14 protein-coding genes are annotated in these 16555 nt (G+C 51.5%); 3 read left to right on the plus strand and 11 right to left on the minus strand.

Annotated features, from left to right (window positions below; genetic code table 11):
* Nucleotides 1-32: 32 nt before the first annotated feature.
* Both P1U47_RS16065 and P1U47_RS16070 read right to left on the minus strand, forming a co-directional pair.
* The gene (locus tag P1U47_RS16065) at nt 33-671 is read right to left on the minus strand and encodes a hypothetical protein (RefSeq protein WP_301030206.1); all 639 of its coding nucleotides are present in this window, start codon (nt 669-671) and stop codon (nt 33-35) included.
* Nucleotides 671-1972, minus strand: a complete 1302-nt coding sequence (locus P1U47_RS16070; RefSeq protein ID WP_301030207.1) for an ammonium transporter — start codon at nt 1970-1972, stop codon at nt 671-673. The genes P1U47_RS16065 and P1U47_RS16070 overlap by 1 nt, the downstream gene beginning before the upstream one ends.
* Before the next feature lie 376 nt (nt 1973-2348).
* Here P1U47_RS16070 and P1U47_RS16075 point away from each other — a divergent pair, with 376 nt between their 5' ends.
* Nucleotides 2349-2561 (plus strand): DUF2061 domain-containing protein, encoded by a 213-nt coding sequence (locus P1U47_RS16075; protein ID WP_301030208.1) that lies wholly within the window; start codon nt 2349-2351, stop codon nt 2559-2561.
* Between the two features lie 17 nt (nt 2562-2578).
* On the opposite strand, the gene P1U47_RS16080 is transcribed toward P1U47_RS16075, so the two are convergent.
* Entirely contained in the window at nt 2579-2758 is a 180-nt protein-coding gene (locus P1U47_RS16080; RefSeq protein WP_301030209.1) for a hypothetical protein, read from the minus strand.
* 291 nt (nt 2759-3049) lie between these two features.
* Between P1U47_RS16080 and ppk2 the strand changes: the two genes are divergently transcribed.
* Entirely contained in the window at nt 3050-3970 is a 921-nt protein-coding gene (gene ppk2 / locus P1U47_RS16085; RefSeq protein WP_301030210.1) for a polyphosphate kinase 2, read from the plus strand.
* Nucleotides 3971-4066: 96 nt separating this feature from the next.
* Here the strand turns inward: ppk2 and P1U47_RS16090 are convergent, their stop codons facing one another.
* The 7 genes from P1U47_RS16090 to P1U47_RS16120 form a co-directional block, all read right to left on the minus strand.
* Nucleotides 4067-5047 carry a PstS family phosphate ABC transporter substrate-binding protein gene (locus tag P1U47_RS16090; RefSeq protein ID WP_301030211.1) on the minus strand — a complete coding sequence of 327 codons (981 nt, stop codon included), beginning with the start codon at nt 5045-5047 and terminating at the stop codon, nt 4067-4069.
* Nucleotides 5044-5262: a hypothetical protein gene (locus P1U47_RS16095; RefSeq protein ID WP_301030212.1), complete on the minus strand. Its 219-nt coding sequence runs from the start codon at nt 5260-5262 to the stop codon at nt 5044-5046. Before P1U47_RS16095 ends, P1U47_RS16090 begins: the two co-directional genes overlap by 4 nt.
* Before the next feature lie 11 nt (nt 5263-5273).
* Nucleotides 5274-6434, minus strand: coding sequence for a Na/Pi symporter (locus P1U47_RS16100; protein ID WP_301030213.1), 1161 nt, complete (start codon nt 6432-6434; stop codon nt 5274-5276).
* Between the two features lie 136 nt (nt 6435-6570).
* Entirely contained in the window at nt 6571-9669 is a 3099-nt protein-coding gene (locus P1U47_RS16105; RefSeq protein ID WP_301030214.1) for an error-prone DNA polymerase, read from the minus strand.
* 4 nt (nt 9670-9673) lie between these two features.
* Nucleotides 9674-11182, minus strand: a complete 1509-nt coding sequence (locus tag P1U47_RS16110) for a DNA polymerase Y family protein (RefSeq protein WP_301030215.1) — start codon at nt 11180-11182, stop codon at nt 9674-9676.
* The gene (imuA, locus tag P1U47_RS16115; RefSeq protein ID WP_301030216.1) at nt 11182-11994 is read right to left on the minus strand and encodes a translesion DNA synthesis-associated protein ImuA; all 813 of its coding nucleotides are present in this window, start codon (nt 11992-11994) and stop codon (nt 11182-11184) included. Before imuA ends, P1U47_RS16110 begins: the two co-directional genes overlap by 1 nt.
* A gap of 109 nt (nt 11995-12103) precedes the next feature.
* Nucleotides 12104-13660, minus strand: coding sequence for a long-chain fatty acid--CoA ligase (locus P1U47_RS16120; RefSeq protein WP_301030217.1), 1557 nt, complete (start codon nt 13658-13660; stop codon nt 12104-12106).
* Between the two features lie 607 nt (nt 13661-14267).
* On the opposite strand from P1U47_RS16120, the gene P1U47_RS16125 reads away from it, so the two are divergent.
* Nucleotides 14268-15077, plus strand: coding sequence for an alpha/beta hydrolase (locus P1U47_RS16125; protein ID WP_301030218.1), 810 nt, complete (start codon nt 14268-14270; stop codon nt 15075-15077).
* Between the two features lie 295 nt (nt 15078-15372).
* Here P1U47_RS16125 and P1U47_RS16130 read toward each other — a convergent pair whose 3' ends face one another.
* Entirely contained in the window at nt 15373-16374 is a 1002-nt protein-coding gene (locus tag P1U47_RS16130; protein ID WP_301030219.1) for an AraC family transcriptional regulator, read from the minus strand.
* Between the last annotated feature and the right edge of the window lie 181 nt (nt 16375-16555).

The raw sequence follows: 16555 nt of genomic DNA on the forward strand, positions 1-16555 counted from the left end.
TATCCGGCGTTAGCGCCGATAAAATCGACGATTTACAGCAGGCTAGCGAGAAAAGGGTCGAGCTTTGGGTGTTGGGCTTGTACGTGCTGAACCCCGCGCGCCAAAATTTTATCGGCGTTAACTGGCCCTAAGTTTTCACACAGCAGTACATAGTACTGGTTGAGTAGCTTTTGCAGAAGTGCTGGCGGCGCCGTGCCCAGCTCTAATCGCTCGCGGTTGCCCAGCCAGCGCTGCAGCGCCTCAAGAATTGTTAAGGGCAATTGCCGTTGGCGCAGTGCGGCAAATAACTCGATTCTAAGCTTGTGTTGTTGGCTTTCGTCTACTTGGCTCATCATGGCCAACATTAGCTCGGCAAAGGCCTGACTAGCCGAGGCTGACTCCACATGCTTGGTGCTTGTACTGGTGTTGCTGTCGCCACGGGGGTCGGCCAGAAGCGCGGTGCTGTCCTGCCCCATGGCATGCAATAAACTGCGCAGAATAGTTGCGCGCTTATCCTTTAAACCGGCGTTTTGGCAAATGTCGGCTACATAGCGTTGCAGGGCGAGGCTGGGTTGGTCGGCGTAGCGATTCTCCCAGTGGGTGACAGCTTTGAGCAGTGTCGCTTCATCTAAAAAGGGTTTGAGTCCGGTATATATCGCGCGCCGCCGTTCGCTGAGGCTTCGCTTAGTCATTAGCGTAAATCCATATTGGTGGCGCGGTCGGCAGTGTAGGCGATATTGCCGGAGTCGAATTCGGGGTAGCCTATTTCGGCGTGCTCACTTAAATCTAGGCCGCGCTGCTCGTGCTGTGCTGGCGCGCGCAGACCCATCACTATGTCGATGGCAAAATACATAATAAGTGCGCAGCAGAAAGTCCAAATAAAACAGGCGGCAATACCAATTAGCTGCACGGTTATAAGGTGGCCGTTAAAGAGATTGCCGGTGTAAAACATACCTGCAGCGAGGGTTCCCCACGCGCCGGCAAAGCCGTGAACAGAGACGGCGCCTACTACGTCATCTAAGCGCATGCGCAGCATCAGCTGGCTGCCAAGGGTGCATACCACACCGCCAATGGCGCCGGTTAGCGCGGCATACATTGGCAGCATAGTGGCGCAGCCGGCGGTGATGGCGACAAGGCCGGCAATGCTGCCATTCACGGTGTCGGTGAGTAGAATGGGTCGGCGCATGACTACCGCGAGCAACATACTGGCTGTGGCGCCAGCGGCGGCGGCGAGCTGAGTATTAAGGTTGATTAAACCAATATCGGTTGAGGCCGCAAGGGTGGAACCGCCATTAAACCCGAACCAGCCAAACCACAGAATAAAGCCGCCAAGTGCCACAAAGGTTAAATTGTGGCCGCGTATCTCGCGCGGCGCGCCTTGTCTGTCAAAGCGACCTAGGCGGGGGCCCAAAATAATAATACCGGCCAGTGCCGTCCATGCGCCAACTGAATGAACTACGGTCGAGCCTGCAAAATCGATAAAGCCCAATTTTGCCAGCCAGCCATCGGCATTCCACACCCAGCTACCAAATATTGGGTAGATCACCGCGGTGATAAACAGCGCGCCAACCAGATAGGCATCAAAGCGGGTGCGCTCGGCCATGGCGCCGCTGGCGATGGTTACGGCGGTGGCGGCAAACATGGTTTGAAATAACAGTACCCCGTAGGTGGTGGGGTCGCTGTCGTTAATAAGGAATAGGTCGGTGCCGATCAGGCCGCTGGGGTTGCTGCCAAACATAAGGCCGTAACCCAGTGCCCAAAAAATCAAGGTGCCTAGGCACACATCCATGTAGTTCTTCATTACTACGTTTAGGGCGTTTTTACTTCTAGACATACCGCATTCCAAAAGCGCGAAACCGGCCTGCATTAAAAACACCAGCGCACTGGCGGTGACGAGCCAGACCATGTCAGTGGCGGGGTCACCGTCGGCGGCAAAGGCGAGTGGGGAAAACAGCAGTATGGCGAATGCAAAGGGTTGGTGCGTTTTTTTCATCAGAAACCTTATTTCATAAGGTGGTTGCGCACTTAATCGGCGCAACCCTTAACTAGCGTTATTGCAACTGCTATGCCACATATTATCGGTTCGAAAAGTTGTTGCGGTCTGCGGAGCTTTGGCGATTTTGCCGCCAGTATTGGGTAAATAAAGGGATTTAAAGCATCGTTATGGTGCAAAAAATCTACGTAGGCTTGGGTGTGGTGCGTGTAAACGCATTTTGGTGGTGCCGTTATTTAGATAGGGCTTAACTATCGTGATTATGGTTTTAATTTGTTATATGTGTTGATGGTGAGAGCTTATTATTAATACGTGTTTACCTTTGACACGAATAAAAGCCCACAGGGGTTTGGACAGTATTGAGAGGCTTGCCAGCATGAAAAAAACAATCAGTTTTGCCATGATGCATTTCAGCGTCGCATTTTCGGTAGCCTACTTACTCACCGGCAGTGCGGTAATTGGCGGCATGCTGGCCTTGGTTGAGCCAGCGGTGAATACCGTGGTGTTTTACTTTCATGAGAAGGCGTGGGCGAGTATAGACCATGCATCGCGTGCGCCGAATGATAATGCGGGCCGGTTCCACGTGTGAATGCTTGGTAATACTGTTTAAAACAGGAGTGTTTTAATAAGACCTAACACTAAGGCAACACCGACCAGCGGCAATATCCAACGGCTAATCTTAGCTTGCTGTTCGGCATTGGCTTTGGGAGCAAAGCGCTCGAGCAGTGGCACGATAATAATCAGGGCAATAAACAAAACAGCAAGTAAGCTGAGCAGAGTTGGCATAGCGCTTGGCCTTTAATAAATAGGAGTTAATTTGCAGACGGGCCAAAATGGCGTTTGTGCAGGACATTAGACGAATGCCCTGTGGAAATCCTATTTTAAGTATGACCGAGTAGCCATGAACAATACAAACGCTGATTTGCGGCCGTGTTGGCTTTGGTGCTTAGCGATCTCTGGCGAGGGTGCGCAGCTGCCAGTTTTGCGCTTTTGGTAGGGTATTCTCAGCCTTGTACAAAACGGTCATAAATATTCAATAAGCTGGTTCAAACACACTCTACTGTGGGCGATACCGACATGAATTTGGATGAGAGCATGGTTATGGAGCGAATCAAAGACGATTTGCTCGACAGCTACGATGAAGAGTTAGAACTGGAATTAGACGATCATTTTGACGAGGGCGTGTACCCAGAAAACGCGGATGCCGATGTTAAGGAAGAGCGTAGATTGGCGCGCCGCGTTTACTTTAAAGAATTGTTCCGCCTGCAAACTGAACTCGTGAAATTGCAAGACTGGGTGGCAGACAGCGGCCATAAGGTGGTGGTTATTTTTGAAGGCCGCGATGCAGCCGGTAAGGGCGGTGTTATTAAACGCATTACCCAGCGTCTTAATCCGCGTATTTGCCGTATTGCCGCATTGCCAGCGCCCAACGAGCGAGAGCGCACACAATGGTATTTTCAGCGCTATGTGTCGCATTTGCCCGCTGCCGGTGAAATCGTGTTATTTGATCGTAGCTGGTATAACCGCGCTGGTGTTGAGCGGGTTATGGGCTTTTGCAGTGATGCTGAATACCACGAGTTTTTCCACACGGTGCCAGATTTTGAGCGCATGTTGTCGCGCTCTGGTATTCAGGTCATTAAATATTGGTTTTCAATTTCAGACGAAGAGCAATACTCGCGATTTTTGAGCCGCGTACACGATCCACTAAAACAGTGGAAACTAAGCCCGATGGATCTAGAGTCGCGCCGCCGTTGGGAGCAATACACCAAAGCCAAAGAAATTATGTTGGCACGCACCCATATCGACGAAGCGCCGTGGTGGGTGGTTGAAGCGGTGAATAAAAAGAAAGCGCGCCTCAATTGCATAAGCCATCTTTTAAGTCAGATTCCCTATCAAGAGCTAAAGCGCCCTTTGATAGAGTTGCCAGCGAGGGAAAATAACGCAGATTATATTCGTCAGCCTGTGCCAAAAGAGATGTTTATACCTGAGTCGTATTGAGTCTTAGACATGATGCTTAACGGGAGACCATCCTATTGTCTCCCGTTAAGCGTTCTACCCAACCGAGATTGGGTGGCGTGAGATGCGTGCTAAACCCTATTTATCAAGCATTTTCTGACTCTGCTGATACTGAGCCGTTTCTAAAGGTATATAGCCAGTGAAGTGAATCCAGCTTGGTAGTCTTTGAATGTAGTCTTTTAAAAACGGACGCAGATCTTTTTTGTCGACCAAAGATTGCTTGTTTACATAAACATTGAGCGGCCGCGTTAACGGGGTGTAGCTGCCATTTTTGACGGTGTCTAAACTAGGGTAAACAACATCGCCGTTATTGTTTTTAAGGGCGAGTAATTTCAGTTCGTCCCAGTGACGGTGATACGCGCCGATGCCGAAAAAGCCAATGGCATTGATGTCGTTGGCGATGCCCTTGGCAAGAAACTCTTCGTCTTCGCTGGCGGTGTAGTCGCTGCGGCTGCTGCGGGTGGCGCCGACGATTTCTTGGGTGAAATAGTCGTAGGTGCCAGAGTTTTTACCACGCCCAAATAGCGCGATGTTTTGGTCTGGCCAGCCAGGGCGAATATCCTGCCACGTTTTGATCTTGCCCTCTGCTGCGGGCCTCCACAATGTTTTAAGTTCGGCAACACTAATGTCTTTCGCCCAGTTGTTTTTGGGGTTTACAACCAGTGCGATCGTATCCATGGCCACCGGAATTTGGATGTAGCTTATTTTATTGCTGTTACAGCTAGCGTTTTCTTCTGCAGTCATTGGCCGAGATGCATCGCTTATATCACTTTTACCTGCGCAGAATATTTTGAAGCCTGCGGTGGTGCCTGAAAAGTGAACGCGAATATCTGCACCGTTTTGCTTTTGGGTATAGCGCCGTGCGGCCTCTTTGGTTAATGGGAATACGGTGCTTGAACCGTCGGCGACAATACTTTGTGGCGACAGCTCGGCGCTACTGAGCGGCTTATTGCCGCAGGCTGCTAGGCTGCTTGCACACACTAAAATGGCCAGCGCGCGGGTGAGGGCGCTACTGTGCGTAAGATACTGAACCATAGGGCGCATAGGTGCTGGCTTCATAGTGATGCCCACTCTCGCTTAAGTTCGCCCCAGAATAATTTAAGGCTGCTAACTTTGGTGTCGACGGCATTTATATATTCGTCGAGATGATCTAAGGTCTCGTGCTGAGCGCTTTCTGTGCTTTTAATTTCGCGTAATTGCTGCTCCAACTCGTCGATGGACTGGCGCAATTCTTGGATGCGGTTTTCGGTTTCGCGGTGTTTGTTTACGGGCATGGTCAGATTCCTTATAGCTGTGTTATGCCAATCATAAGCAGTGGTAATACAAAAAATACGCCGCCCATATAAGCCACAACGTAGAGTTTGTTACGCTGGGCGAGCTCGGCCAATTTGGTGGCAATGGCGGGTGGTATGCCACGTAAAAATGGCAGCATATAAATAATGACAATACCGAAAATATTAAAGAATAAATGCACCAAGGCGATCTGCATGGCCAGAATTGCGGTGGGGCCACTTATTGCAGTTGCCGCCAGCAATGCTGTTATACAAGTGCCAATATTGGTGCCAAGGGTGAAGGGGTAAACCTGCTTTAAATTGAATACCCCTGTGCCTGCTAGCGGCACAATCAATGAGGTGGTGGTTGACGAGGATTGTACTAATACCGTGATGGCCGCACCCGAGGCCATACCCGATATGGGCCCGCGACCAATACTGCGGTGCATAATGTCCTTAGCTTTACCTACCATAACGGTGCGCAAAACTTTACCTATGGCAGACACCACAAATAAGATCATGGCGATGCCAATAACAATGAGCGCTGCCCCCATCCATATTTTATTAGGCATCCAGCTCACCACGCCTTTTAGTAAATCTGACGCCGGCGAGAGCAGCATTTTCATTACGTTCATACTCTTCATGTCCACGCCGGTATCGCTGGCGATAAAGCCAGCCAAGGCTTCGGCGGTGTGCTGCAGTGGACTGAAGGCAAGCTCTAAGGGCAGCAGAATCATAACGGCGACAATATTAAAGGCGTCGTGTACGGTGGCCGCAGAGAAGGCGCGGCGAAATTCCTCGCCATTGCGAACATGGCCAAGACTGACAATGGTGCTCGTCAGTGAGGTGCCAATATTCGCGCCCATAATTAAGGGAATGGCGATGGTGATGGGCAAACCGCCGGCGACCATACCAACAATAATGGAGGTGACTGTGCTTGAGCTTTGAATGAGCGCGGTGGCGACTAGGCCAATCATTAAGCCAACAAAAGGGTTGGTGGCAAAGGCAAAGAGTTCCTTGGCGTTATTGCCGGTGGCCATTTTAAATCCGTCGCCAATGGCCCCAACGGCGGCAAGCAATAGATAAATGAGCGTAACGACCAATACCCAAGATAGCCATTGTGATGTTGTGGGTTTTTCGTCGTCGGCAGGTATGCTGGGCGCGTGGGAACTCATCCGTTTGTCCTCTAGAGTATTGAGGATTAAATACTATGGCGGGAGTGTGACAGCGGTGTTTCAGGCGTAGATTGTTGTTGGCCCTATATTGAGCTGTTGGCTAGGTTTTAGGTGGCTAAAACTATTCTGTAGCCATTTAATGAAAGTCATGGGAGCTAGCGTCTACCCGCATAAGATGATCGTGGCTTTCAATACTAAAGGCCACTACATGAATCACCGGTGTGGCGTGACCGCTCGCGGCTTTTTGCACACAACCTTTTACAATCAGCACTTGGCCTTGCAATAAGGCTTTTTTATAGCGCTCCTGTACCACCGGCCACACAATAATATTGCTGTTGCCGGTTTCATCTTCCAAGGTTACAAACATCACCCCCGAGGCGCTGCCGGGTCGCTGTCGGCAACTGACTAAACCGCCGATGCGAATAAAGCGGCCGTTATCAATATTTTTTAAATCCTCTGCGCGGGCGCAGTTTGCAAATAGCGTGTGGGCGCGCAGCAGAGCCAGCGGATGCCGTCGCAGGCTGAGCCCCGTGTGGCGATAGTCGCTGAGTACTTCGTCGGTTTCGGCGGGGGCCTTAAGCTCGGTAGTCTCGTTTTGCGGCGAGGCTAGATTAGCCAACGGGGTGGGGGCTTGCCAGGCACTGATTTCCCACAGGCTTTGATAGCGGTGCAAATTAAAACAGTGAAAGGCATCGGCCTGCACCAGTTGCTGCCAGTACTGCTTGGCGGTGCGCAGCCGCGTACAGAAGTCGTCAATGCTGTGAAAGAGCGCGTCTTGCCGCACTTGGCAAAGCTGGGTGGCGCTGCTCTTGGGCAAGCCTTTAACTAAACGTAAGCCGAGGCGCAGGGCGGGGGTGGCAGCGTCACCCTCAAGGCGATGATCCCAGTCGCTGTGATTAATACAAACAGGCCGCACCTCAATGCCGTGGCGACTGGCATCTTGTATGAGTTGCGATGGCGAGTAAAAGCCCATGGGCTGGCTGTTTAAGAGGCCGCAGTAAAACGCCCCAGGGTAGTGGCATTTAAGCCACGCCGAGGCGTAGGCGAGCAGGGCGAAGCTGGCGGAGTGAGATTCGGGAAAACCGTAGGCGCCAAAGCCCTTCATCTGGCTAAACAGTCGCTCGGCAAAGTCTTCGCTATAGCCGCGCTCGCGCATACCGTCGACTAGCTTGCTGCGAAACCCGGCTAAATCACCGTTTTTGCCCCAGCTTGCCATCGCCCGCCGCAGTTGATCGGCTTCGCCGCCACTAAAACCCGCGGCGACCATTGCCAGCTGAATAACCTGCTCCTGAAATACCGGTACGCCGAGGGTGCGTTTTAATACGCGGGCGATGGCGTCATTTTCATATTCTACGGCTTCCAAGCCCTGCCGCCGCTGTAAAAAGGGGTGAACCATGCCGCCTTGAATGGGGCCGGGCCGAACAATGGCGATTTGAATAACCAAATCGTAAAAGGTGCGGGGCTGCAGGCGGGGCAGCATGGTCATTTGCGCGCGGGATTCTATTTGAAATACCCCCACGCTGTCGGCGGTACACAGCATTTGGTAGGTGGCGGGGTCTTCGGCGGGAATATCACTGAGTTGCCGAATGGCACCGCCCGCGGCGCTGATATAGCCGAGGCTTTTGCGCAGGGCGCTGAGCATGCCCAAGGCCAGCACATCAATTTTCATCATCCCGAGGGCTTCTAAATCTTCTTTGTCCCACTGAATAATGGTGCGCTCGGGCATGGCGGCATTTTCTATGGGCACCAAGCTGGCGATGGGGTCGCGGGTAATCACAAAGCCGCCAACGTGTTGGGATAAATGCCGGGGGAAGCCCAGAATCTCATTGAGCAAGCTCATAAACTGCTGCACCGGCACGCTGGCGGTATCGAACTGACTTTCTTCTAGGCGCTGAATAAAGGTGTTTTTGTCGTCCCACCAGGCCATATTGGCCGACAGTTTTTGCAGCAAATAATCGTCCAGCCCAAGGGCTTTGCCGACATCGCGCACGGCGCTGCGCCGCCGGTAACTAATAATCGTAGCGGCGAGGGCGGCGTGCTGGCGGCCGTATTTTTTATAAATATATTGAATAACTTCTTCGCGGCGCTCGTGCTCAAAATCAACGTCGATGTCTGGCGGCTCGTCGCGCTCGCGAGAGATAAATCGTTCAAACAATAACTGCCCTCGCGAGGGGTCTACCTCGGTAATAAACAGGCAGTAACACACCGCAGAATTAGCTGCCGAACCACGGCCTTGGCAGAGAATATTTTGGTTGCGGGCAAACTGCACAATGTCGTAAACCGTTAAAAAATAATGCTCGTAGCGCAGCTCGGCAATTAAGCCCAGCTCCTTGTCGATTAGGCTTTTAACCAGCTCGGGTACGCCTTTAGGCCAGCGGCGCTGGGCACCGTGCAAGGTGATTTCACGCAGAAATTCGCTGGCGTTTTTATGTTTGGGCACCACCTCGTTGGGGTACTGATAGCGCAGCTCGGCGAGACTAAACGTGCAGCGCTCGGCAATAGCGATACTCTCGGTGAGCAAACCGGCGGGGTAGTCGCGTTGCAGCAGCGGCAGGGGTTTAAGATAGTATTCACTATTGGCCTGCACTTGGCTGCCAAGGCCCTGCACCGAGGTGTTAAGACGAATCGCGCTGAGCACATCTTGCAAGGGTTTACGCTGGCGGCAATGCATATGCACATTGCCGCAGGCGACCATATTAATGCCGTGGTGGCGTGCTATTTGGTAGCGTTTAAAATAGTAAGGTTCGGCCTGCTGTTGGCCGTGAAAGTTAATGCCCAGCCACAGCCGATCGTCAAAATACTGCTTCAGGGTAGTTGCGTGATCTTCAGTTTGATCGGGGTTAATCCAAATCGCAAAGCAGTGCTGGCTGTAGCGTCGCAAGTCGCCTAAGTTTAATTGGTAGTTGCCCTTGCCGCTGTGTAGGCGGGCGCGACTGATCAGCGCGCACAGCTCGGTATAAGCCTGTTTGACGGGCGCAAGCAAGACCAAGTGAACGCCTTCGTCGAGCATAAATTCGGCGCCGCAAATGAGTTTAATATTGTACTCATGGCTGGCGCGGTAGGCCCGCACAATCCCCGACAGCGAACACTCGTCGGTAATGGCAATGGCAGTATAGCCAAGCTCAGCGGCGCTAGCGATCAGCTCTTGAGGGTGGGAGGCGCCGCGCAAAAAACTAAAATTGCTCAGGCAGTGAAGCTCGGCGTAAAACGCGTCGGCGGTATTTGTTTTAGGCATGGGCTTAAGCGAAAAAACCGTGCAAATACCAGCGCCGGTTTAGACAGTCTTTAAACACCCAACACAGCGCGCCGTGCTGGTGGCGGGCAATATAATAGTCGCGGGTTTGACGCTGTTGCCACCACTGACCGTCGAAGCGTTCTGGTCCTTGTAATAAGTGCAACTCGCCCTGCCAAAATAAGCCCTCGGTGGTTTCGGTAATGGCTTCTGGTGGATGGCATAAGCAGTTGGGGCGAATTAGCTCGGTGGTGCTTGGGGCTGTAGTTTGTTGGGCGGCAACCGGTTTTAAGATCGGCTTTAACTTGCTTTGGCTAGGTGCCGATGCAGATGTATGAGCATCGCGCAGCACCCAATTTAATTCCGGTAGATGGGCGTCTTGCAAACTAAATAGGTGACAGCGTTGGGCGCCTAATCTGAGCCTTAGCTTGTCTAATACCTGCGCGGCTTTTTCTTGATGCTTGCTATGATTGGCGGTATCGAATAATTGATCACTGTGTTGCTCATTGCCAATAAACTGCGTGCAGCTAAGGCTTAGGCTTTCTACTGGGCCCTGCAAACTGAGGCGTTCTAGGCGTAGCATGACCAATTCAATCAAGCTGCGCCGATCAAAATGGCGATGGCTCAGATCTAAAGACCATGCTTCTCTGCTGCCATCCAAATAGTGGAAGGTCCATTCTAAGTCGCGGTTTAGGCATTGCCGCAGGCGTAGATAGTGTTCCAGCTCACTTAGCAGGGCCGAGATCGGAAAACGCAGTTGCTGTTTGCTGTGTAGGCCGCCGTCAAAATGACGCTGTGCGTGGAAGGTTTCTGGGGGCGTAAACTTGGGTCGAATGTCGGGCTGCTCGCCCTGTAATTTAGCCAGTACGGTGGCGATGTTTTTGCCAAAGCGGCGCTCAAGGGCGGCGCGGGGCAGGGCTTGGATATTGCCCAGTGTGTGCATACCCATTTCCTGTAAGGTGTTCAAGGTTTTGGGTGCCAGTGGCAATAGGCCAATGGGCAGTTTGCGCAGGGCATTGTCTAATGCGGTGCGGTGCAGCTGGCCCGCGCCATTCACTAGGCTCGCTGGGCTTAGATTTTGGTGGCTGAGCAATTCCGCCGCCAATGGCGTGTGGGCAATGCCCAGTTGCACGCTAAGCCCACGGCGCCGAAAGGCGCTAATAAACTTGCGGTAGAGCCGCGCTAAATTTTTAAATAGACGCAGTGATGCCCCCAGTTCTAGCAACACTGCATTGGGCGGGCAAAGGCAGACATCGCCGCTAAAACGGTAGGCCCAGAGCGCGATATTGGCTAAGTGCTGTTGCTCGCGTTGCTCGTCGCGGGGGCGAAGTTCAAGTTTGTTGCTCAGGCTCAATGCGCTAGCCGCCGACATGCCCACAGCGATTCCGGCCTGCTGGGCGGCGGCATTCGCCATTACAATAATATTGTTATTGCTTAGCGCTAACATGCCCTTTGTGTGCTGCGGGCCAAGGGCATCAAGGGGCAGGCTTGGCAGCCGTAGGCATAACCACAGCATTAGTGAGAGGGCTCATTATTGCCAGTCTTACTAAACTGCGCTGCGCTGTCTTGCTGGCCTGTAGTAGCGAATAGGCCGGTATTGGCAAGCAGACTGATTTTACGGCGAGGCTTAGTGGCGACAGCGGCGGATGCCCTGTTATAAACCGGCCACTGGGTGGCGGCGCTTTGCTGCACATACAGGGCGGCGGGGCGGGCTAATTGCACTTGCTGGCCAGCGTGGCCGCCTTGCTGCTTAAGAATTTTAATGTGCAGTGCTTGTTTTGCTGCGCTCAAGCACAGGCGCAGCGGCGCGGGGGATATTTGCTGGGCCAAGGCGGTGGGGCGAAAATGAATATGCCAGCACTCGCCTTCTAGGGCGGCAATATGCAAGCGGCGCAGCTGTCTATCATTAAGATCGGCTTCGCTAAACCAGCTTAATACGGCGGCGTATGCGCCGCTGCGCAGTAGCTCTTCTGCGGCCCACAGTTGATCGGCCAAAGTTTTGGGTCTAACTAATAGCTGCCGGTCTATGGCTAAACCCTGTTCAGCCAAGGCTGGGGTATAGGGTAAGTAGGGCGGATTCAACCACGCCATAGGTCGGTCTGAAAGGTGTTCGCGCAGGGCGGGAATCAGCAGCCACAATTCGCCAATACCCTGCTCGCTCAATAATTCGGTGGAGCCGCTGCGGGGCCAGCCGCCGGTGTGCAAGGCGGTATCTAGAGGGCTAAATCCGGTGCTCAGGCGGTCGCTGGCCGCCACCGTAGTGCGGAGTTGCTGGCCTCGCCAGAGCTTGCGCTCATCGAGTAATTGATTGAGAGAGTGGTTTTTCATAGTGCCGCACAAAATACATTAGCAGATTTTTGCTGTATGCATATACAGTATATTAAGTGGCGCGAATGTCAATGCTACTTATACTGCTGCGCGGCGGCTTGGGGTGTTACTAGCCAATATTGCGGGCCTTGCCCTCCCAAAATGGCTTGCGCAATTCGGTCTTCAATACCTTGCCGGCACCGGAGATGGGAAGGGCGTCGAGCAGGCTAATGCTGCGCGGGCATTTATAACCGGCAATCAAGGTTTTACAGTGGGCGTAAAGCTCCTCTTGGGTGATATTGGCGCCTGCTTTTAAGACTAGTGCGGCGTGCACCTTCTCGCCCATTTCTGCACAGGGTATGCCAATAACTGCCGCGCTGGCGATGGCGGGGTGTTTAACAATGGCGTTTTCGACCTCTGCCGAATACACATTTTCGCCGCCTGAAATAATCATGTCTTTTGATCGATCAACAATGAAGACATAGCCATTGGTGTCCATGTAGCCCACGTCGCCGGTGTGCATCCAGCCATTGCGCAGGGTCTCTGCGGTGGTCTCGGCTTGGTTGAGATAGCCCTGCATTAGGTTGGGGCCACGAACAATAATTTCACCTACTTCGCCCCGTGTTAGCTCAGCGTCGTGTTCATCCACAATCCGCACTTGCACATGATGTGCGGCGCGGCCACCGCTGCGCAGGCGACCGAACTCGCGGGCATCTGCAGTGTGCATGGCGGGGGGCAGAACGGTCATTACCGCCGCCATTTCGGTCATGCCGTAAACCTGAGTAAGCGCCGCTGTTGGGAAGTTTTGCAGGGTGCGATCCAGCAGCGGTTCCGAGGCCGGTGACGCGCCGTAAACAATATTGCGCACGCTGCTGGTGTTGAAATTGCCGAACTCAGGACAGTCGACCACCATCTGCAACATGGCCGGAACCAGCAGCAAATCAGTAATGCCGTGTTGCTGGGTGAGGGCTAATACCGCCTCGGGCCGAAAGGCCGGCAGAAAAACATGGCGGCCGCCACGGATCAGTAAACTGATGCTAACCATCATATCGGCAAGGTGAAACATGGGCGCGGCATGCAGGCCAACGGCGTGCTCGGCAAACAGGTGTTCGCTGAGCAGGGCAAGGCCAGAGCTGAACACATTGGCGTGAGACAGCATTACTCCTTTGGGCGCGCCAGTGGTGCCGCCGGTGTAAAACACCCCCAGCAAGTCATCGCCGCCAGCTTCGGCATCGGGAATGGGCGTGGCGGTGTCGATCAGCGCATTGCAACTGAGCATATCGGCCGGCGCGCTTTGCTCGCCGTTGTAAAAGATGCTGCGCAGTGAACGTGTGCCGGCCTTTATTTCGGTGGCCTGCGGGGCAAAATTGTCGTCGATAATGAGCGCGACAGAATTGGAGTCATTTAAAGAATAAATAATCTCCGCATTGCTCCAGCGAAAGTTGATGGGATTCACCACCGCGCCCAGCCACGCAATGGCGAGATAGGCCTCTAGATAGCGGTCTGAATTCAAAGACAAAATCGCGATGCGGTCGCCCGCGGCAAAACCCTGGGCCTTAAGCGCCCCCGCAAAGCGGGCAACGCGGTCGTGAAGCTGCTGAAAGCTTTGCTGCCGATCACCCTGAATAGTGGCGATAGCATTGGGCTGTTGCTGTACGGCGCGGTGCAGGCCTTGGGTAAATTGCATTATTGTCTCCGATAAAATAGCTGCGCCCTTTGGGGCGTAGGGCCGTGTTATTAGGGTTTTGAAAGTATAAGCACATGTCGAGCAATACAAGTCAATTGCCGAACTGTATTTTGCCAGCCAATAGCATGCGTGGATTAGCCGCTAATGGCACCAAACCAAAGTCTGGCACCGGTGCTCAAGCTGCTAGGATGTAAATTGATTAGCTACAGGCTTGGTATGCCTCGTAGATGCCCCCCCCCACACACACAAAAAAAATTGCCGTCGTACGCTAAATGCCGCCATCTCGAACTTTATATATCGTCATTCTGAACCTCGCGCATCGTCATTCTGAACTTCGCACATCGTCATTCTGAACTTGATTCAGAATCCAAACTCACTGAGCCCATAAACAAGCACTACACACAGATGCTTCCCGCTTCTGCGCCATCATGAAGTGTGAGCAGTAGAGTCATTCCCCGTAACACTTTGGCGTGCTATTTAACGCATTGAAATCCATAAAAAACGCGATATTATCAAGAGCAAGGGATGTTTGGCCTAGATAAAAGTAATAGAACGCGCGAGTCTCTATAATAGGAGTAAGCTGTTATTACTATATACGGAGCACCAAGTGGAGTTTGTTGAATACGGGAAAAAAGAGGGGGGACTAGTCGTATATTTTCATGGTGTTCCAGGCGCTATAGAAGAGTGTGCTTTATTTGATAACTACGCAAAAAATCATAATCTTAGACTAATTAGTTTCGATAGGTTTTCAATTGACAATTCTCTTGATCGTGAAAGTTATTACCAAGCGATAGCGGATCAAATCAAGCTTCAAGCTGGCACAGAGCTAGTAGATTTAATAGGTTTTTCAATTGGTGCTCATGTAGCGCTTGAGGTCGGCGCACTTTTAAGTGGTAATGTTCGTTACACGCATTTGATTTCAGCCGCAGCCCCGCTCAATGCCGGAGATTTTATAGGCAATATGGCCGGAGGTGTGATATTTACACTGGCAATGGAAAAGCCATTTGTTTTTTTGTTATTAACACAATGTCAGAAATTGATCGCTTTTCTGGCTCCTCGAATGCTCGTTAATATGCTCTTTTCCAGCTCTACTGGCAAAGATAAAGAATTGAGTGGGCAACCTGATTTTAAAAATTATATCACTCCAGTACTGAAGATCTGTTTTAAAAGTCGGGTTAAGGGCTACATAAGAGATATAAATTTTTATGTGACATGGCTAGATAACCTTAACAAGTATAAAATTAGTGTGCACCTTTGGCATGGAACAAAAGATAATTGGTCGCCATATACTATGGCTTCATATCTATGTGATGCAATACCGAGTGCTACGGGTATAGAAGCGATGGAGGGGCTGTCACACTATTCCTGCTTATATGAAGCAGCACCACAAATATTCGCGAAGCTAGAAAAGTCGTAAAAAGTACGTACACGGAAAGCGAAAATCTGTGTTTTATTCCGCTCGTGAGACACGTCTTTGAGATCATAGAAAAACCTACGAAAGAGCGGGATAATTATTAGTAATAAGATGGAAAAAAATAAAGTCGACACCAAAACCGATTTGGAGTTGAGTCCATACAAGACGTATTGCTTGTATCAAATCCAAGAGAAAAGCCAATCTGCTAGCTTTAAATTCACTCTGCATCACTTGATAAAGAATTGCATCGACCAGTTGGTGTTTTTCGGCAAATTCTATAATGCCGCGATTGTATTCTTTAGCTTCGTTTTTTGTATTCCAAGGGTTTTGCCCCTGTCCATTTTTTGAAGGAGCGAATAAAGGCGCTGGGTTCTGAAAAACCAATGAGCGCGGTGGTTTCTTCTACGCTGCGGCCGGCGCTGCTTAAGTGGTAAATGGCGGTGTCGCAGCGCACGCGGTCTTTTATGTTTTGATATTGAAAACCTTCTAAGCGCAGGTAGTGACGCAGGGTGTGCGGGTGTAGCGCTAGGGCTTTGGCAATTTCATTAAAACTGGGGTTGTCTGCGAGTCTGGATTCCAGCTCGGTGCTGGTTTTGTAGTGCCAGCTTTTTTGGGTGTAACTTTGGGTGATCATGGCGAGGTTGGCGTGTTCTAAAAATTTTGCCAAGGCCTGAGGTGATTTGTGTATATTTTGATTGAGCAGTGACGCAGAGAAATGGATTTGCGAGGTGGCTTGTTCATATTGAATATTTTGGCATAAAAATAAGTTCCAGTACTCGGCGGCTTGCGGGGTTTCGGCAAAGCAAAAATCGACCCTGTGCAGGGGGATTTGCCGTGCAATTAACCAGTTAGCGGTGCGGTGAATATAGAATAAAAATGACTCGTACAAATACGGGTCAAAGCTTTGTGTTGGATCGCTTGGTCGCAGGGATATTGTGGCGTTGTCGCCATTAATACTTAATCGGGTTTCTAGCCCCCAAGGAATTAAGCGGTAAAAGCGACTTAAGCGCACTAGGGCTTCGCCTAGGGTTGTGGTGCTGGCGGCAAGCTCGGTCATGGTTGCCCAGCAGCCGAGTTTTTGCGCCTGTTGGCCAAATCCCATGAGTTCGTCGTTCATTACTTGCATGGTGTCGCGCAGCAGATTGGCGTAGTTGTCGGCGGGTATGCGGGCGCTGTCTTTGCTCAGCAAACTGGTGCTGATGTGGTTTTGGGCCAGTAGCGCACTTTGGGTCTCTGGTTGCTGGTGTAGGTTCTGTAGGCACTTGTGCACAAAGTAAATTGAGATAGTGGGTGATCGCATGGCGATTAACTCATAAATACCGAGCGCGAATTATAACAAAATGTCTATTTTTTGTCAGGTATGCGTCATTGTTGTTGGCGCGCTATGTCGCCGACAATAGACCTTTTCTATATTGTGATATCACATTTTGCCGCACAGCTTTTTTTTGCGGTTTGGCGGTTAATTAAAAGCGCGTGTGGCG

The sequence above is a fragment of the Zhongshania sp. genome, assembly GCF_029212375.1.
In the GTDB taxonomy this organism is placed as follows: Bacteria; Pseudomonadota; Gammaproteobacteria; order Pseudomonadales; family Spongiibacteraceae; genus Spongiibacter.

Bases quoted from the DNA above. Each gene is read 5' to 3' on its own strand.
- P1U47_RS16065 (WP_301030206.1), bottom strand. From the start codon at position 671: ATGACTAAGCGAAGCCTCAGCGAACGGCGGCGCGCGATATATACCGGA.
- P1U47_RS16070 (WP_301030207.1), bottom strand. From the start codon at position 1,972: ATGAAAAAAACGCACCAACCCTTTGCATTCGCCATACTGCTGTTTTCC.
- P1U47_RS16075 (WP_301030208.1), top strand. From the start codon at position 2,349: ATGAAAAAAACAATCAGTTTTGCCATGATGCATTTCAGCGTCGCATTT.
- P1U47_RS16080 (WP_301030209.1), bottom strand. From the start codon at position 2,758: ATGCCAACTCTGCTCAGCTTACTTGCTGTTTTGTTTATTGCCCTGATT.
- ppk2 (WP_301030210.1), top strand. From the start codon at position 3,050: ATGAATTTGGATGAGAGCATGGTTATGGAGCGAATCAAAGACGATTTG.
- P1U47_RS16090 (WP_301030211.1), bottom strand. From the start codon at position 5,047: ATGAAGCCAGCACCTATGCGCCCTATGGTTCAGTATCTTACGCACAGT.
- P1U47_RS16095 (WP_301030212.1), bottom strand. From the start codon at position 5,262: ATGCCCGTAAACAAACACCGCGAAACCGAAAACCGCATCCAAGAATTG.
- P1U47_RS16100 (WP_301030213.1), bottom strand. From the start codon at position 6,434: ATGAGTTCCCACGCGCCCAGCATACCTGCCGACGACGAAAAACCCACA.
- P1U47_RS16105 (WP_301030214.1), bottom strand. From the start codon at position 9,669: ATGCCTAAAACAAATACCGCCGACGCGTTTTACGCCGAGCTTCACTGC.
- P1U47_RS16110 (WP_301030215.1), bottom strand. From the start codon at position 11,182: ATGCTGTGGTTATGCCTACGGCTGCCAAGCCTGCCCCTTGATGCCCTT.
- imuA (WP_301030216.1), bottom strand. From the start codon at position 11,994: ATGAAAAACCACTCTCTCAATCAATTACTCGATGAGCGCAAGCTCTGG.
- P1U47_RS16120 (WP_301030217.1), bottom strand. From the start codon at position 13,660: ATGCAATTTACCCAAGGCCTGCACCGCGCCGTACAGCAACAGCCCAAT.
- P1U47_RS16130 (WP_301030219.1), bottom strand. From the start codon at position 16,374: ATGCGATCACCCACTATCTCAATTTACTTTGTGCACAAGTGCCTACAG.